15 protein-coding genes are annotated in these 15,353 nt (G+C 55.0%); 8 read left to right on the top strand and 7 right to left on the bottom strand.

All coding sequences use genetic code 11. The annotated features are described in order from the left end of the window. Nucleotides 1-96: 96 nt before the first annotated feature. Nucleotides 97-1,122 (bottom strand): Gfo/Idh/MocA family protein, encoded by a 1,026-nt coding sequence (locus DC3_RS01265; RefSeq protein WP_146881769.1) that lies wholly within the window; start codon nucleotides 1,120-1,122, stop codon nucleotides 97-99. After that, a complete protein-coding gene (locus DC3_RS01260; protein WP_146881768.1) occupies nucleotides 1,122-1,841 on the bottom strand; it encodes a ThuA domain-containing protein in 720 nt (239 codons plus the stop codon). Before DC3_RS01260 ends, DC3_RS01265 begins: the two co-directional genes overlap by 1 nt. Before the next feature lie 259 nt (nucleotides 1,842-2,100). On the opposite strand from DC3_RS01260, the gene DC3_RS01255 reads away from it, so the two are divergent. The 3 genes from DC3_RS01255 to DC3_RS01245 all read left to right on the top strand — a co-directional run bounded on the left by DC3_RS01255 (nucleotide 2,101) and on the right by DC3_RS01245 (nucleotide 6,673). Then, entirely contained in the window at nucleotides 2,101-2,958 is an 858-nt protein-coding gene (locus DC3_RS01255; protein WP_146881767.1) for an AraC family transcriptional regulator, read from the top strand. A 1,023-nt stretch (nucleotides 2,959-3,981) separates the two neighbouring features. After that, nucleotides 3,982-5,355: a replication initiator protein A gene (locus DC3_RS01250; protein ID WP_146881766.1), complete on the top strand. Its 1,374-nt coding sequence runs from the start codon at nucleotides 3,982-3,984 to the stop codon at nucleotides 5,353-5,355. Between the two features lie 364 nt (nucleotides 5,356-5,719). Continuing rightward, on the top strand, nucleotides 5,720-6,673 hold the full coding sequence (locus DC3_RS01245) for a PrsW family intramembrane metalloprotease (RefSeq protein WP_186815755.1): 954 nt from the start codon (nucleotides 5,720-5,722) through the stop codon (nucleotides 6,671-6,673). Nucleotides 6,674-6,706: 33 nt separating this feature from the next. On the opposite strand, the gene DC3_RS01240 is transcribed toward DC3_RS01245, so the two are convergent. Next, nucleotides 6,707-7,504 (bottom strand): ATP-grasp domain-containing protein, encoded by a 798-nt coding sequence (locus DC3_RS01240; protein ID WP_146881764.1) that lies wholly within the window; start codon nucleotides 7,502-7,504, stop codon nucleotides 6,707-6,709. Between the two features lie 60 nt (nucleotides 7,505-7,564). Here DC3_RS01240 and DC3_RS01235 point away from each other — a divergent pair, with 60 nt between their 5' ends. Beyond that, on the top strand, nucleotides 7,565-7,975 hold the full coding sequence (locus DC3_RS01235; protein WP_146881763.1) for a RidA family protein: 411 nt from the start codon (nucleotides 7,565-7,567) through the stop codon (nucleotides 7,973-7,975). Then, on the top strand, nucleotides 7,972-8,556 hold the full coding sequence (locus DC3_RS01230; protein WP_146881762.1) for a helix-turn-helix domain-containing protein: 585 nt from the start codon (nucleotides 7,972-7,974) through the stop codon (nucleotides 8,554-8,556). The genes DC3_RS01235 and DC3_RS01230 overlap by 4 nt, the downstream gene beginning before the upstream one ends. Here the strand turns inward: DC3_RS01230 and DC3_RS01225 are convergent. Further along, nucleotides 8,534-9,337, bottom strand: coding sequence for a helix-turn-helix transcriptional regulator (locus DC3_RS01225; RefSeq protein ID WP_146881761.1), 804 nt, complete (start codon nucleotides 9,335-9,337; stop codon nucleotides 8,534-8,536). The two genes, DC3_RS01230 and DC3_RS01225, sit on opposite strands and share 23 nt — an antisense overlap. A gap of 114 nt (nucleotides 9,338-9,451) precedes the next feature. Between DC3_RS01225 and DC3_RS01220 the strand changes: the two genes are divergently transcribed. Next, a complete protein-coding gene (locus DC3_RS01220; RefSeq protein ID WP_146881760.1) occupies nucleotides 9,452-9,883 on the top strand; it encodes an ester cyclase in 432 nt (143 codons plus the stop codon). 56 nt (nucleotides 9,884-9,939) lie between these two features. Here DC3_RS01220 and DC3_RS01215 read toward each other — a convergent pair whose 3' ends face one another. Both DC3_RS01215 and DC3_RS01210 read right to left on the bottom strand, forming a co-directional pair. Beyond that, the gene (locus DC3_RS01215; protein ID WP_146881759.1) at nucleotides 9,940-10,191 is read right to left on the bottom strand and encodes a hypothetical protein; all 252 of its coding nucleotides are present in this window, start codon (nucleotides 10,189-10,191) and stop codon (nucleotides 9,940-9,942) included. A gap of 324 nt (nucleotides 10,192-10,515) precedes the next feature. Beyond that, on the bottom strand, nucleotides 10,516-11,487 hold the full coding sequence (locus tag DC3_RS01210) for an aldo/keto reductase (protein ID WP_146881758.1): 972 nt from the start codon (nucleotides 11,485-11,487) through the stop codon (nucleotides 10,516-10,518). A 203-nt stretch (nucleotides 11,488-11,690) separates the two neighbouring features. On the opposite strand from DC3_RS01210, the gene DC3_RS01205 reads away from it, so the two are divergent. Further along, on the top strand, nucleotides 11,691-13,934 hold the full coding sequence (locus DC3_RS01205; protein WP_146881757.1) for a diguanylate cyclase domain-containing protein: 2,244 nt from the start codon (nucleotides 11,691-11,693) through the stop codon (nucleotides 13,932-13,934). A gap of 30 nt (nucleotides 13,935-13,964) precedes the next feature. Here DC3_RS01205 and DC3_RS01200 read toward each other — a convergent pair whose 3' ends face one another. Next, nucleotides 13,965-14,573 carry an HD domain-containing protein gene (locus DC3_RS01200; RefSeq protein ID WP_146881756.1) on the bottom strand — a complete coding sequence of 203 codons (609 nt, stop codon included), beginning with the start codon at nucleotides 14,571-14,573 and terminating at the stop codon, nucleotides 13,965-13,967. 41 nt (nucleotides 14,574-14,614) lie between these two features. On the opposite strand from DC3_RS01200, the gene DC3_RS01195 reads away from it, so the two are divergent. Continuing rightward, nucleotides 14,615-15,328, top strand: a complete 714-nt coding sequence (locus DC3_RS01195; RefSeq protein ID WP_146881755.1) for a hypothetical protein — start codon at nucleotides 14,615-14,617, stop codon at nucleotides 15,326-15,328. Nucleotides 15,329-15,353 lie beyond the last annotated feature (25 nt).

Genomic DNA, 15,353 nt, shown 5'->3' with positions numbered 1-15,353 from the left:
TTAGTTGCTCTTACTAATTTACCCCTGAAAGGCCATTACATCAAGCCATTGGTCTCTGCAACCTGCAGTCAAATCAGGTTTTCAGTTGGCTTCACATCACACCAGGGTGATGGGCTGACCTGTGCGGGCACTCTCGTACCCCTGCAGCACCAGACGCACGCTTTCACGTCCGTCCTCACCGGTGCAGATGACCTTCTGACCGTCCCGGATGCTGCGCATGAAGTTCACCACCTGTCTGGGGTGTCCACCCTCAGAGGTGAAGTTGTAGGTCACTTCATCGGGGCGGCTCCAGTCACGGTTTCCACCCACACGGGTGATGTGCTTCATGTACCTGGGGATGCCGTTGCGGATCTGGCATTCCAGCACACCCTGGGTGCCATAAATCCAGAAGCCCTCTTCCCATCCGGTGGCCGTCCAGGAGTTTTCAACACTGCCAAGTGCACCAGACACGAATTCCAGATTGGCCACACTCACATCTTCGACTTCGATGTCGTACTTCAGGGTGGCCATGCGGGCAAAGATGCTTTTCACATCCCCCACAAAGTGCCTCGCCAGATCGTACATGTGGCATCCGTTGTCCAGCATGGTGCCACCTCCGGCCTGGGCAATGGACCCGAACGCTGGAGAAACGGTTTCACTGCCGCTCCAGTCGTGCGCCTGACGCAGGCGGATGAAGGTCACCTTGCCGATGCCTCCTGCCTCGATGATCTGCTTGGCCTGCTCCACATACAGGTTGCTTCTGAGGTGATGGCCGGTTTGCAGCACCACTCCGGCCTCCCGGCACACCTCGATCATCTCATCGCACTGTTCAATGGACATCGAAAGCGGTTTTTCACAGAGGATGTGCTTGCCTGCACGGGCCGCTTTGAGGGTCAGGTCGTGGTGGTAGGCGTTGGGGGTGCAGATGCTGACCGCCTCGAAGTCCTCGTTTTCCAGCAGTTCTTCCACGGTGGCGTAACCGGGAACAGCCCATTCAGCCGTGCGGCGTGTCCGCGTGACCTCAAAAGGCTCTGCGAAGGCCACAATCTGGGCTCCTGCAGCGGTGTATCCACGGTAGTGGGCTCCTGCAATGTTTCCAGCGCCAATCAGGGCGACCCTGAAGGGTTTCACCTCTGTGGTCATCACTCGACTCCTGCTTCCAGGGCTTTTGCGTTGCCGAATTTTCTGGCATCATGCAGGGCAGGTGCAGTCCACTTCACTCCGTTCGCAATGATACGGATCACCTGGGCATTGTGGTAGGTGGGGTAGGTTTCGTGACCGGGACGGAAGTAGAAGATTTTTCCGAGGCCTCTGCGGTAAGTGACAGCACTGCGGAAGATTTCCCCTCCGGAGAACCAGCTCACCATCAGGAGTTCATCTGGAGCTGGAATGTCGAAGGGCTCTCCGTACATTTCCTCGGCGTCAATTTCCACGTACTCGCCGATGCCTTCCATGATGGGGTGGGAGTGGTTGACCACCCACAGGCGTTCTTTGTCGTTGGCTTCTCGCCACTTCAGGTCACAGGTGGTGCCCATCAGCTTTTTGAAGATCTTGGAGAAGTGTCCAGAGTGCAGCACAATCAGGCCCATGCCGGCCAGAACGCGCTCGTGCACCTTGTTGACAATCTCATCGCTGACGTCTCCGTGGGCAAGGTGGCCCCACCACACCAGCACATCGGTGCTGCTGAGGACCTCATCGGTCAGACCGTGCTCGGGCTCGTCCAGGGTGGCCGTTCTGGCATCAAAACCGTAGGCTTCCAGCCCCTGCTTGATGGCCCCGTGAATGCCCTCAGGGTAGATGGCGGTCACTTTGGGGTTGCGTTTCTCGTGACGGTTTTCATTCCAGATGGTGACTCGAATCATCTTCACTCCTTGGTTCATGCGACTTCCGTGGATGCAGTTGCCCGGATTGGGAGCGTTCACGGCAGGTCGGTCAGGTTTTTGTTGCCATCAGTCTATCTTCAGGGTTCAAACAAATCTTTCTGTTTTTTGCAGAGTTTTTCTCAGATCCTAAGCATCCGCACCATCAGGTGAACCCTGCCCTGCCCCTGATGCGTTTCAAGTGCATTTTGGTGACGTCTGGCATGAACGGCAGACAGGTTCTCAGGTATTCTTGAAGGCGATGCCCGTTCAAGACAGTATGAATTACACTTCAGGTTATTTTTGCTGGCTGGGAAAGCCAGGCATTCCTGACCACCTGCACCGCCACAGTGACATTGAGCTCAACCTGGTGTGTTCTGGTGAACTCACCTACCTGATTGGAGGACACATGCAGGTGCTCAGGGCAGATGATTTTGCCATTTTCTGGGCCGTGACTCCCCACCGCATCGTGGAATTGAAAGAAGGCTGTGAACTGGGGGTGGTGCACATCCCACTCACTGATTTTTTGCGCTGGGCACTTCCCCAGAGGCTTCTCCATCCGATCATGCATGGAGAGATGGTGGTCCACCGGGAAGACCCGCAATATGACCGCATGCTGTTCGAGCGCTGGAGCCAGGAAGCCCGAAGGCTGTCCAGACATCTGCAGGTGTTCGAGGAAGACCATGCAGAACTGCAAGAGATTGTGTATCTGGAAATTCAGGCCCGCCTGAGACGGGCGGCAAGGGCCCTGGGCAGAAATCCCGAGAAGGTGAGCACTGCCCGGGCCCACACCGAGGACTTCACCCGTGTGGAGATGATGGCCACCTTTGTGTCTTCCAACTACACCGACCCCCTCACGGTGGAAGACATTGCCAGAGGCGTGAACCTGCACCCCAATTACGCCATGTCGCTTTTCAAGCGAACCATGGGCCTGACCCTGCTGGAATACCTGACCCAGCACCGACTGGCCCACGCCCAGAGGCTCCTCATCACTTCAAACTGCAGCATTCTGGATGTGGCCCTGGAAGCAGGTTTCGGGTCTCTGAGCCGATTTTATGCGGTGTTCAAAAACGAGGTGGGCATTTCTCCAAGACAGTACCGGAACCAGCGGGGCACCTGAGCCCACACTGGAAATCCTGCTCTACGCGCACTTCCAATGGATTGAATCACTGATCGGAAAGGGTCTTTGCCTGAAGGGTCTGCAGCCAACTATCGTACTTTTTGTAGCGTTTTTATCTCTGGTGACTTTTTCTCCGTCCCACACGTCACGCAAAATCAAACGGGGTTTGACGTGCAGGTCCAGCACAGAACCTGAAAAGGCAGAATTGGCTCCCAGATGGAAGACTGGCAACCTCTCTTTTTTGCAGACTCCAACTATCGTACTTTTTGTAGCGTTTCGCTGGAAGGGCGTTTTCAAAGTGCCAGTGTCAGGACAGGTGTCTAGACAGATCTTTCAGACAAACCTGCACAAAACCTTATACAAACCTTGCACAAAAATCCCAGAGGACAACGAACAATTTGGCATCTCAAAATTGCAGGTGGTCCCTATTTTCCTAAAAGAGAATATTCAAGTCCAGCAGAGGAAAATTCGAAGCCCTTTTCACACCAGGTATCGTACTTTTTGTAGCGTTTTGATGCCAAACCATCGTACTTTTTGTAGCGTTTGAAGGGGTATCGTACTTTTTGTAGCGTTTGGGTATCGTACCTTTTGTAGCGTTTACCCCAAATTCGCTTAAACTTCCCACAGAATCAGAGAATCGCAAGCCTGTGGATAACACAAATTCCTATCGTACTTTTTGTAGCGTTTTGGGGCAAAATTATCGTACCTTTTGTAGCGTTTCTCAAAAAACAGGTCAAAATTGCCCTCCAGAGGTATCGTACTTTTTGTAGCATTTCTATCGTACTTTTTGTAGCGTTTGGAGCCGGAGGCTCGTACCTTTTGTAGCGTTTTGGGGCAAAATTATCGTACTTTTTGTAGCGTTTTGGGGCAAAATTATCGTACTTTTTGTAGCGTTTTGGCAAATTTTTGCCGTCCTGGAGCGGAGGTGGGGAGCGCCCTTGTTGTTGTCAACAAATCTTTAAGTATTTATATCTTTATAATAAAAACAACAACAGGGAGCGAAAAGGATTTCGAACATTTGTCATGGCCAAGAAAGAACCCATCAACCTCCGCCGCTTTGATGAACTGAACCTGGCCCGCCTGGGACTGATCAGTGTTCAAAGGACCATTCCAGAAAACCTCACCCGCTGGGAAGTGGAACACGAAACAGACGGACGCGTGGTTCGTGTTGTCTGTGCAGGGACAACAGAATATGGTGGTGTCCCACACGGCATCGACAATGACATCAGCGCTGCCATCATCAACCTGTTCATCGAATCGGGCAGCCCTGAGGATGGTGCACTGACGTTCACCACCTACCAGTTGCTGCGGGCTGCCGGGCTCAGCACCAGCGTCAGGTATTACAATCTGGCACGTGAAAGTTTGCTGCGCCTGTACTCCTCAAGCTACCTGATCACCGAAGGCTGGAGGGACCATCCCAAGCGCCGCTGGGTGACCGTGGGCTTCCGGTACGTTGAAAAAATTGAATTCACCTCTGCAGATGGAGACACCCTGGATGGCCGCTCGATCATCCGGGTGGTGTTGCCCAAGGAGCTGGTGCACAGCATCCGTGCCGGTTACATCAAACCCCTGGACCTGCAATTCATGCGCTCCCTGGAACAGCCCACCACCAGGGCGCTTTTTCGCCTGCTGGACGCCCAGCGTGTGGACCCTGAAGATCCTTCCAGAACGGTGCAGGTGCTGCAGGTGGACCTGCTGGAATGGGCCGAAATGTGCAAACTGGTGCTTCCCACCGCCCACCGCATCCGCCGGGCCCTGGAACCTGCCCATGAAGAACTGATCGCCAAAGGTTACCTCGCCAGTGTTTCTTATTCTGGACGTGGAAAAAAGCAGCACATCACCTACGCTTTCGCCCAGGGGGTCCTGTCCTACCCCATCTCGCAGGAATTTGTGGACCTGCTGATCGAAAATGGCGTGGCAGAAAGCCGTGCCCGGGATCTGGTGCGGCAATACGGGGAGCAGGTGCGGGAGGCCTCCACCCGCATGGAAAACATGCTGAAATCCGGTTTCCGTCCGCGCAACCGTGCAGGGTTTCTGGTGGATTTGCTGACCAATCCTGGAAAGTACGCTCTGGACGCAGAGAACCAGGCGGCCCTTGATCAGGAAACCCCCAGGCTGGAACTGGACCGCCAGGTGGCGACCGCTGAGCAGACCGAGCAGCAACGCCTGCGTCAGGAGTACAGCCAGATGACCCCTGAGCAGCGTGGAGAGCATGTGGTGCGGACCCTCAACCTGCTGATTCGCTCTGCCCTGAAGCCCCTGGAATATGACCTGTTGCAAGATGCTGTGGTTCAGGGAGAAGTGGATGGTTTTCAATTGATCCGGGAAGCCAGCACCGCTGTGATCCAGAAAAAGCTGAATGTGTTTGTTGATGCCATTCGCAAATTGCTCTATTGAAGCCTGTAAGCCTCTCCAAGATGCCTGTAGAATCTGGGGTGCGGTAAATGTATGTAGAAAAATTCGAGGGGGGTTAAAACGCGTTTTAAGCGATGTCTGGCATGAAAGGATCGGCATGCCTGCTGATGCTTCCCGGGAAGTGTAATCGAGATATTTCTCGTTCTGGAAAGTGTTCAACTCAAAACGCTACAAAAGGTACGATAGTTTGTGTTGCAGAAAATTGCGCTGGAACACAAACATTTTCCTTGCTGCAACAGCATTTCCTTTGTCAGTTCCGGTTTCCTCAAACTCAGACCGTTGTCATGTGCCTGTGCAAACATCAGACCAGCTTTGAAATTTGAAACCTGTTCCCTGGAGGATGCCCATGAATGATTTGCCTCCACCTGCCCCCCGGCCCTCGAAGTCGCAACTTGGCGACCTTGTCCGGGATCTGAAAGCGCTTCCATATAACGCCCTCTTTCCCTTTTCAGACTGGCTGAAAGCAGGACTGATTGGGCAACCCCTGACCCGCATGGTCCTGCTGCTGGCCCTGTTTCCTCTGGGAATCCATTACTTTCTGGGAAACAATGCTTCCATTCAGACCTCTGGGTGGGCATTTGGTGTGTATTTTGCGGCCATCTGGGCCTACCTCCTGCACCTGATGGTCCGACCCCAGAGCATCCGCTGGAGTGCTGCGCTGGGAGTGGCGATTTTCACCACGTTGCTGGGCATTGTAACCGTTCTTTTTGTGCAAAAATTTCCGGTGATCAGCTGGCTTTATGCCGCCACAGAATCTCCTTTTTCGCCGTTCAGGCTCATTGGCTTCATTCTGGGTGTAGGGTTGCTGGAAGAGGCCGTGAAACTTGCGCCAGTGGTCTACCTGGTGGTCAAACTCCGTGAGGTAAAAGACCTCAAGCAGGCGGCCTATTATGCGGGCATCAGTGGTCTGGCTTTTGGGGTTGCTGAAGCGGTTTCTTACCTGTACCTCTACCGCCTGATGGACATTGGCCAGCTGGTTTATGGAGGACCCCTCAACAATGGCAACACCATCATCCTGCAGATGGTCCGGCTCATCACCCTGCCCTTCCTGCACTGCATGTTCAGCAGCATTGCGGGGTACTATGTGGGACTTTCTTTGTACAGCCGTGAAAGGCACCGGGCCTGGATTGTGTTCGGGGTGGGACTTGCAGCCATCATTCACGGCCTGTATGACTTTTTCTCCACCTCCTATCTGGGCATCATCATGGCAGCTGTCACCATCCTGATGTTCTCGGGGTACGTGTACTCTTCCCGCAAGATCACCGAGCAGGTGGAAGCCCAGGGTGCCGTGATCTCGTAAGCGTTTACGAAATGCTGATTGATTGTGGATCGATCAGCCAGGCATGGGTAAAGCCTGCAGAACGGTCCTGAATTCCTCCAGAGACCAGTGCTTCAGGTCAGAGACCTGGCCATCTCCCAGTTCCACGATTCTGAGGGTTCCATCGTCCCTCTGTACCACGTCCACCGAGAAAAACGGACTGTACACGGTCTGTGCTGCCAGCTGCACCACTTCTGGCACAAAGGGCGTTCTGCCATACGGAATCCCTTGAACAACAAAACAACGCTCTTCTGTTTCAGGGAGAAAGGACTCCAGTTTTCTGATGCACAGGCCTCCTTCAATGCTGCCCCGGTACTGGATCATCTGGGACTGAATGGTCAGGATTTCCTCCGGGGTTTGTGCCACAGGACCATGACCTGTTGAGAGGGACTTTACCCAGTCCTTGACAAAGAAACCGGGCCAGGACACGTGGGCCAGACCCTTCACGGCCTCCTCTCCATTTGCGAAGAAAAGCGTCTCTGGGGTGTGTTCCTGAAGCAGTGCATACCACTCAGGCAAATGATGGGTGCGTTGATAGGCTGCGTGAGGTGTGAGAATCTGAACCCCTTGCTGTTTGAGCAACGTTTCGAACAGCAGGTAGGTTTTTGCTTCCATCATCCATCCCCGGTACAGGACTGTTTCGCCCTCCTGCAGTGGAGGAGAAACTTTAAGCTTTCCGTCCAGCAGATCTTCGAAGGATAGCCTGCCTGTCTGAAAACCCAGGGCGACAGCCAGTTGCGCTTCTTCCAGGTATTGCTCGTCTGTGGTTTTCAGATCAAAAGGCTGACATGGATAAAGGATTCGGAGGCTCACTGCTCAAGCATACCGAATCAGACACTTGAAACGTTTTCGCTATTGTGGAACAATTCCTCTATGGCGAACGAACGGATCAATTACGCTGGATCTTCTCCCCTTGAACCTGTGATTGGATACTCCCGTGTGGTGCGGGTGGGCAACATCGTGCATGTGGCCGGGACCACTGCGACCAACCCCGACGGTTCAGGTCAAATCGTCGGTGTGGGAGACATGTACCTGCAGACAAAACAGACCCTCGAAAACATCCAGACTGCCCTGAGTCGGGCAGGCATTGAGCTGAAACACGTGGTGCGCACCCGCATGTTTGTGACGGACATTTCCCGCTGGGAAGAAGTGGGACGGGCGCACGGAGAATTCTTCAGGGACATCCGACCTGTGGCTGCGATGTACGGAATTCAGGCCCTGGTCAGTCCCGACATGCTGGTGGAGATTGAAGTGGAAGCCATCCTTCCAGAAGGCCACCCTTGAGCGACAGGACCCCAGATGACCTTGATGTGGTGAAACTCGGAGCCAGGATTCGCAGTGAGCGCACCCGCAGAGGCATCACCCTGGACACCCTGGCAGAACGGGCAGGCATCAGTCGCAGCATGCTCTCAGACGTGGAACGTGGACAGAAGGTCCCCACCATTGTGATGCTGGGCCGCATCGCTGCAGGCCTGGACACCACCGTGGCCCGCTTTCTGGAAGAAGAGCGTGAAGACCGGGTGTTCCTGCTCAAAAAGGACCATCAGGCCCTGTACCACAGCCCTGGTGTCACCAGTCGCATCCTCTCTCCCCTGCTGCCTCGCAATGAACTGACCCTGATTCAGGTGACGCTGGAACCCGGCTACAGAGGGCTTCCACTGACCCCCCATGCCAGAGGGTCCAGAGAATACATGGTGATGCTGAAAGGAAGCATGGTGACGGTCCTGAACGGCACCGACCATACCCTCCATGAGGGAGACTCGCTCTACTACGAGGCCGATCAGGAACACATTTACGCCAATCCTTTTGACGAACCCTGTGATTTCCTGCTGGTGATGGACATCAAACCTGCTTCTGCAGATTAAGTGTCCTCTTTTCGATCAGTTGCTGAAGTCCCTGGCGGGTCTGCCCATCGAGTGGGATGTGAATGAACAGGGTGAGCCTGGGGTCATCATCACAGCTGAGGGAGGTGTACTGAAAACGCATCTCCCCTGCTGACCTGTGGTGCAGGAGTTTGATCCCCGAGCCCGGATCGGCCACATCTTGCAGAGGCCACCAGAGGCCAAATTCTGGACTGCTCTTTTTCAGAGCCTGAATCAAGGTCTGAAATGCTTCCGTGTCCTGGTAAAGGGCACTTCCTCTGCGAAATTGCGCAATCAGGCGACGGGCGTTGCCTTCCCAGTCCTGGTACATTTCTTTGAGGGCTGGATGGGTCATCACGTAATGCAGCAAATTGCGCTTGATGCCCCTGAGATCAGAAAAGTCCAGGAACAGGGCTGCTGAGGAACCGTTCCAGGCCAGAACATTCATCAGGCCATCCACCACAAAAGCCGGCTGGAGATCCAGGCCATCCAGAGTGCTCTGCAGACTTGCTGGGATGGAAGTGGGCAATTCAGGGTGGATGCGGGGAGGCAGGGCGAGTTGCAGCAGGTGGGCTTTCTCGCTGGCGGTCAACTGCAGGGCCAGGGCAATGCGTTCCATGGCCTCTTCTGAGGCCTGCACCTCTCTTCCCTGCTCCAGATACGTGTACCAGGCGGTGCTGATTCCGGCGAGCTCAGCCACCTCCTCACGCCTGAGACCCGGGGTTCGGCGGCGTGCGGTCAGAGGAAGCCCTGCCTGTGCAGGAGAAAGCTTCTGACGCTTCATTTTCAGAAAGGCTGCCAGTGCAGTGTGCCTGTTTTGAGGTTCAGACTGGGAGTGGAGATCCCACGATAAGCTGGTGTCTTCTTGCCTGTTCACCTTGCCTCTATCATACAGGCCATGCAAAAGACCCTTGATGCAACTTCCGTGGCAGAGCACCTGATTCACCGCTACTTCGAAGAGGTCTGGAACCAGGGACACCTTGACGTGCTTGATGAGATCATGGCTCCGGACTACCAGAACCACAGTTCCAGCATTCCCGATCCCGTTCCCGGTCCGGCAGGCCTCAGGCCCATTGTCGCTGCCATGCGCCAGGCCTTTCCAGACCTGCACTATGAAATCCAGGATCTGGTGGTCACTGGCACAAAGGTTGCTGTGCGGGTGCACATGACCGGGACCCACCTGGGAGATTTTTTTGGCATTGCCCCGACGGGCCAGCAGGTCCGTGTGCAGCAGTTCCAGATCGAATGGATCAGGGAGGGCCAGATTGTGGCCCACTGGAGACAGACCGACGACCTCACCCTGATGCGCCAGCTGGGTGTGATCCAGTAAGGATGTTTTTCAGGAAAGCGGAGGCTGAAGACAGCCTCCTGAGTTTGCTGGCTTGATTACTGGGGTCCCTGGCTTCCACTGCCACTGTTGTTGCCCTGGCCTCCACCCTGACCCCCACTGTTCCCACCTTGCTGACCTCCGGACTGGCCCCCGGTGCCTCCACCGATGCCAGTTCCACTGCCCTGGTCTCCATTGCTGCCGTGCTGTCCACCACCAATGCCTGTGTCGGTGTTGCCATTGCTGCCGCCCTGGCCTCCGGTCTGTCCACCCTGATTGCCGTTTTGATTGCCACCATTCTGATTGGTCATGGTCTCGCTCCTTTGCAGAAAAAGGTTTTGAGTGTCCCTGAGAGCTTCAGGCACGTGTCGGTGCTGACACACATGTGTTGATCAGTGCCTTCAGGGTAGGCTGGAGTCGGTTTCCAGACATGAACAAGTCTTACGATTGGCAGCAACGCACAACAGGGAGACCCCTTATGGGGCTGAAAGGGACCTGATTCGGGCAGGCTCTGTGGGTTTCTGACCAGAAATTCGGCAGAAAAGGAACATCTGAAAAATTTGTCTGGGAGAGGAAAAACCCTTTTGCTGCGCCGGCGCAGCAAAAGGGTTTAAAGGGAAAATCAGCATGTGGCTTTACCAGGCGTAGGCTTCAGGGGCCTGACCTCCAGGACCGGGCCAGATCTCATCCAGGCGTTTCAGGGCCGCCTCATCCAGGGTGATGTCCAGGGCTTTCAGGTTGCCTTCCAGTTGCTCCAGGGTCCTGGGGCCAATGATGGGAGCGGTGACTGCAGGATTGTGCAGCAGCCATGCCAGAGCCACATCTGCAGGATGATGGCCCAGTTCCTGGCAGAAAGCCTCGTGCTGTTCCAGCTGGGGACGGTGTTTTTCAATGGCCTGCTGCATGCGTTCGCTGGCCCGTCTGCCTTCGCTGACTTTTTGCAGCACCCCTCCCAGCAAGCCCCCTGCCAGAGGGCTCCAGGGAATCAGGCCCAGACCAAAAGCCTGACAGGCGGGGATGACTTCGAGTTCAATCATGCGGGCATTGAGATTGTAGAGGCTCTGTTCCGAAACCAGGCCCATGAAATGCCGCTGTGCCGCCAGAGAGTTGGCCTGGGCAATGTTCCATCCTGCAAAATTGCTGGAGCCCACATACAGCACCTTCCCTTCCCGGACCAGTTGTTCCATGGCCTGCCAGATTTCCTCCCAGGGGGTGGAGCGGTCAATGTGGTGCATCTGGTACAGGTCGATGCGGTCTGTTTTCAGGCGGCGCAGGCTGTCCTCGCAGGCTTTGCGGATGTGGTAGGCCGACAGTCGCTGGTCATTTGGACCCTCCCCCATTTTCCCGTACACCTTGGTGGCCAGCACAATCTGGTCCCGCTTTCCAGGGTTTTTTTCCAGCCAGCGTCCAATGATGTGTTCGGTGATGCCCTCTCCGGTTTTCCAGCCGTACACATCTGCCGTGTCAAAGAAGTTGATGCCCCGGTCCAGAGCGGCGTCCATGATCTGGTAACTGTCCTCCTCGGTGGTTTCGGGACCGAAGTTCATGGTGCCCAGGCAGAGCGGGCTGACTTTGAGGCCAGTGCGTCCTAAATTGCGGTATTGCATGGATCACTCCTTTGGGTTTTGAATTCGCCAGGATTCTAACCCCTGAGGGTCAGAAAGTATGGAATGCAAATGACATCTCTTTCTGACCCTCAGGTGAAAGCAGGCGAAGTTTTGTCTTGGACTCAATCAAGAAAGCTGTAAGACCTGACTTTTTAAAATGGGTCATTCTCCAGCAACCCATCCCAGCCTCAACAGGAGTGCCCATGTCCTCTTCTTCTTCTCGCAGCGTTGCCCTTGTGGTCGATTACTTGTATGACTTTCAGGTGAAGGTGCTTCGTGGCATTCACCTGGGTCTGGACCGTGCAGGTCTGGCTTCCGTGACTTTTGTGGGCAGAGACCTGCATCCGGTGGACACCACCTACCAGAAAGCCAATGACGTTTACCGCCTGATTGCTCCCGAACGTTACCAGGGCGTCATTTTCAGTGCTGCAAGTCTGGGGAACAGTGTCTCAGAGAAAGAAATCCAGGCTTTTGCTGCCCAGTTCAGTGCAGTGCCAGGGGTGGCGATCAGTCGCCCAGTGGGGCATCTTCCTGCAGTTCTGGTGGACAATGCTGCTGGCATGCGTGAATTGATGGAGCACCTGATTGTGACTCTGGGCTGCCGCAGGTTTGTGCATGTGCAGGGGATGGCAGGAAACCCGGAAAGTGAACTCAGAGAAAAAGTGGTTCGAGAAACCCTCAACCATCATGGATTGACCCTGAAGCCAGAACATGTGCTGCGTGGAGACTTCTTTGGACCAAAAGCCGCCCAGGAAATGACCCGCTTGCTGCAAACTGACAGGGATTTTGAAGTGGTGGTCTGTGCCAACGATGAAATGGCTCTTGGGGTCATGCGTGCTCTCGGTGAACAGGGCATCGATGTGCCCACAGAGGTTGCAGTGGTGGGGTTCGATGACATTGAAGCTGCACAGCAAGCCTCTCCGGCCCTGACCACCGTCCGACAACCTGTGGTTGAAACAGGGGAGAAGGCTGTGGATCTGCTGTTGCAACAGCACCAGAAACAGCAGGGGCCTGAACTGTTGCTGTTGCCTGCCCATCTGGTGGTGCGCAAGTCCTGTGGAGCCTTGCCTGAATCGTTGTTGCAGAGGCACTGGACTGCACCAGACCTCAGGGAGCACGCACAACTGGTGCAGGCATACCATCTGGCTGCGCATGAACCTCTAAAGAGGATGGCTTTCTTGCAGATCTGGCAAAAGACCCTGAAGCTGGATCTTTCCGCAGAGGCATTGCGAGGCCTTCTTTTTGCCCTGGAGCAGCAGGGAAGGGCCTTTGGAGTCGACCCGGGGCACCTTTATGAACTCACTTTTCTGGGACTTCATATGCTGGCAGAGCACCAGCAAACCCCTGCAGCAGGACAATACCTGGGTCTGAGCCGCACCAACCAGATGAGCACCCGATCTGAACTTTCCCTCACGTCACACAACCAGATGGAAAGTTTCCGGGCGGACATCCCCAGATACCTCGAAGGCCGTGGGGTGAAACGATATGCTCTGGTGCTCTTTGAGCAGGGTACCTCTCAGATTTGCGCACAAGCCTCTCTGTTCAGCGCCTCCATGTTGGGTGCTGTTGAAAATGAAGTTTTCTCCACGTCTCAATTGCTGCCTGCAGGATTGCAGCATGAACTGCAGCACGGGCATCTGCTGGTGGTTCCCCTCTTTCTCAATGACCTGCACCATGGTCTCTTGATCTTCGAGAAACCTGAAGACGACCACTTTGATGTCGAACACCTGCGTTTTACCCTCAGCAGTGCCATCCACCATGTGCGCTCTGCAATGGTGCAGCAGGCCTACACCCACACCCTGGAGCAGCAGGTGAAGGAGCGCACCCGTGAACTCGAAAATGAGATCGCAGTGCGTCTCAGGGCAGAAAAAGCCCTCAGAATTGCCAACCAGGAGCTCCAGCAATCTGCCCTGACCGATGCCCTCACTGGCATTTTCAACCGGGCCGCATTTGACACCTACCTGCAACGGGAGTGGATCAACCACCAGATTGCCAGACAACCCCTCAGCATCCTGTTGTGTGATGTGGATTTCTTCAAGCAGTACAACGACCTTTACGGTCACCTTCAGGGAGACGATTGCCTGAAGCGCATTGCCCGGGCACTCGACTCCTCAGGCAGAAACCGCAGCGATTTTACGGCTCGATATGGTGGGGAGGAGTTTGTGATGGTGCTCTCGTCCACCAATGCAGCAGGAGCCCGGATCGTGGCAGAACGCCTGTGTGCAGCGGTGCGTCAGCTGGAAATTCCCCACCAGGGGTCCAGGGTGCATCCGCATGTGACCGTCAGCATCGGTGTGGCAACGGTGGTGCCCTGCAGTGATCTGAACCCGGATCAGGTGGTGGACTGGGCAGATCAGGCCCTGTACCAGGCAAAGCAGCAGGGGAGAAACCGCTCCCTGGCGTTTGAAGGGGAAGAAGGGGCTTCTCAAATGGGTGCAGTTGACTGACGGACATCCCAGAGCCTGGAGTGGCTGAGTTCAATCAGGAACTGTTGCGGAAGGAATTGTTCCTCGACTTGCAGCCTGATCCAGAAGTTGTCGGGCGTAGGCCCACAGCGAGGGGAACCGTTGCAGGGGCTTCTGCTTGAGGTCCAGCAATTTTTCACGGGTGAGGTCGGGATGTCTCTCGGTGCATCCCAGCCCATTCCCGCCCCAGGTCAGCAGCATGGGTTGCAAGGCATCCAGTGCCTTTGCAAAATGGGCTTCCCGGGTTTCCTGTGCCTCAAATTCCTCCCAGAGGGTCTGGAACTCCTGTTGCTGGTCCGCAGGCAGCAGACCGAAGAGGGCAGAGGCCGCCTGTGCTTCTTTTTCTGACTGTTCCTGCAAACCTGCTGCGGAAACAGCGAAGAAGGTGTCCCCGGCATGGATTTCCACCAGATCGTGTACGAGGAGCAGACGGACAACCTTCTGTATGTCGGTGCCTTTGGGCGCATGTTCGGACAGGGTGACGGCCATCAGTGCAAGGTGCCAGGAGTGTTCTGCACTGTTCTCGTATCTGCTGCCATCATGGAGGGTGGTGGTGCGGATGACGGTCTTCAGTTGATCACAGACCAGCAGAAAATGGATCTGGGCAGCAAGGCGTTCCATTGAACGATCCTAACCGATGGGCACAGGCTATGCTAGAGATCATGAAACAGAAATTGTATTGGAATGACTCTGAAGCCACAGCCATTGAAAAAGCCCAGATTGCTTTCGTTCAGCAGGGGAGAGCACCAGATGCCCATGTGGTAAAGGAATTGATTCAAGGGCAGCACGCTACAGGAGGTTTTGAGGGGTTCTGGACTTCTGGACAGCCTGCCATCGATCCCACCTGTGATCGTCTTGCCAATCTGCAGATGCTGGGCCTCCTGCACTTTCCACAGGCCAGAGCAGCCGCAGATTTTCTGCAACGCAACTGGACCGGGACGCCTGAGGCCTGTGAGTTGCTGGGGCACCTTCCACCCTGGCTTGCTCCTTCTGAACACTCGACCCTTTATCTGAAAGCCAACAGTGCCTTCCATCTGTCGTTGCAGCAAAGAGAAGTGCATCCTGAAGTGCTTCAGGATTTGCAGGCAGCAGGTCTGAATCTGGGCTTCTGGCAGACCTTCTGGCTTGTGGCTTCCCTCCAGCATCGTCTGGGGAATTTTGTCCTTTTTGAACAAATCAGTGCCCACATGGAAAACCAGTTGTCCTCATTTGAGGAAGAGGACCTGATCTGGCTTTGTGAAGCTTATTTTGCTGCAGGGGTTCCTGCGGAGCATGGGCTGGTCAGAGCTGCCTTCTCTTTGCTGCTTGCAAAGCATCCGGGTCAGACACGATCTTCAAGGGTGTATCGGCTGTTCTTGCTGTCCCATCAGGCTTGAGGTGTTGAACAAATCCATCGGGAAC

This window comes from Deinococcus cellulosilyticus NBRC 106333 = KACC 11606 (genome assembly GCF_007990775.1).
In the GTDB taxonomy this organism is placed as follows: Bacteria; Deinococcota; Deinococci; order Deinococcales; family Deinococcaceae; genus Deinococcus_C; species Deinococcus_C cellulosilyticus.
Note: the sequence above shows the minus strand (reverse complement) of the source record. Positions and strands in the feature narration are given on the sequence as shown.